Consider the following 1,672-nt stretch of genomic DNA (forward strand, 5'->3'; position numbering starts at 1 on the left):
TGGTTAAATGAAAAACTAACTTCCGTTTTAGCGTAAGCTATTGTAACTGCAAGAGTAAAGTCAGTTTTGAGAATTAAATTTAGTGGTAAAAAGACCTAAAATAAGCTATAATTTTTATAAGATTATCTTTTTTTAGGGTTTATAAGCAGGCTTAATAAGCCTACGGAAATCGGCTTGCAAAACTAAGTTCCGTTTGCTTCAACTTTGCATGATTAAGTTCCGCTGATACTTGCCCTAAATTTTTGATATATTATTTATTAAATAGTGCAGGTTTTAGATGTACCTCATCTGCATGGATATGTTTTAATGATAACTTGTCTAACATTGATACATCTAACAACATTTGGGCTAGTTTGAATGGTGTATTTCCGTTTAAACTAGCTCTTGCTGTGCTATTAATATGGTTCATCATTAAGGTAATATCTTCTTGAGTCCTATTATTAAAAGATTTTCCTTTAGGTATTATATACCTTATGTATTCATGATTTTTTTCTACATGCGGCTTTTGATAAGAAGCCATAGGATTACAGTAGAATATTTTAGTTCTTTGATTTCCTTCAGTATCTAATTCTAAAGCTTTTGGGTTTTTAAATTCTGAGCCGTTATCTGTTAGAATAACAGGAAAGCTATGCTTAAATACTTCATGGCCTAGAACCTCGTATAGCTTGTCTATGGCACTTTTAACATCCGTCTGGCTACAGCTATCTATAATAAAAGCTAGCATTAATGAACAGTTTCTAAACATAAAAGTAAGAAGCACTTTGCCACTTCGTGTGCCGTGAACAGTATCCATTTCTACTACTAGAAGATTAGGATTATCCTCAATAAACTTAACAAAGTCATTGAAGGTTCTTCCAACTCTATCAGTTGATTCTTTAATTACAGGAAGTGTAGATTTTTTTCTGGGTTTATATTTCACTTTTCTAGGCAAATCAATGTTTTTAGCTACAAAAGCATTTTTATCAAAATAATAATATAAAGTTCTTTCACAGCAATTTATCTCATCTTTATGATGAGTAAAAATATGAGATATTGACTGTCCTTTCAAAATAAGTGGTGAAATTAGTTCATCTATCTTTTTTAGTTCATTTGAAGTTATATTAAGTCCTTCTCTAGATGTGACTAATAGTTCCTTATACTTTGTATCTGCAACTTTAGCTTTATAATAGCTCTTTTCACCAGTGCATGTAGTGGCTGTGCTGCAACTGTTGCAGACATATGGGTAGCGGTTAAGTTTAGTGCACTTCTTGATTGAATATTCATTACAGAACCTATAACAGTTTATAAACCTACATTTCTTACATTGCTTGCCACAGTTACTATTACACAAGTTTGTCTTTGTGCAACCTATTCGGTGCTTGCATGATTGCAGAGTATTTTCTTTTCGTTTACTTGATTTAAGAAATCTATTTCGCTTGATCTCTTTAGAGATAGTAGTTGGGTCCTTCTTAACTCTTTCAGCAATTTCTTTTAATGTGTAATTTTGATCTAGCCCATATTCAATTATAAGTCGATCTTCTATCTTAAGGTGTTTTCCTTTGCATAAATCTTTATTTGACATAATTAATCCTCCTAATATGCTAAGGACAAATATCATTTTAATTATATCAAACTCTTTGCATAACTAATTTCCGGTTATCTTAAAAAACGGAAGTTACTTTTTCAATTTACG

General features: G+C 31.2%; 1 protein-coding gene. It reads right to left on the bottom strand.

All coding sequences use genetic code 11. The features are described 5' to 3' along the window. Nucleotides 1-250: 250 nt before the first annotated feature. Nucleotides 251-1,561: an IS30 family transposase gene (locus NNC19_RS23355; RefSeq protein WP_310941091.1), complete on the bottom strand. Its 1,311-nt coding sequence runs from the start codon at nucleotides 1,559-1,561 to the stop codon at nucleotides 251-253. Nucleotides 1,562-1,672: the final 111 nt, after the last annotated feature.

This window comes from Clostridium sp. SHJSY1, from assembly GCF_031626875.1.
In the GTDB taxonomy this organism is placed as follows: Bacteria; Bacillota; Clostridia; order Clostridiales; family Clostridiaceae; genus Clostridium.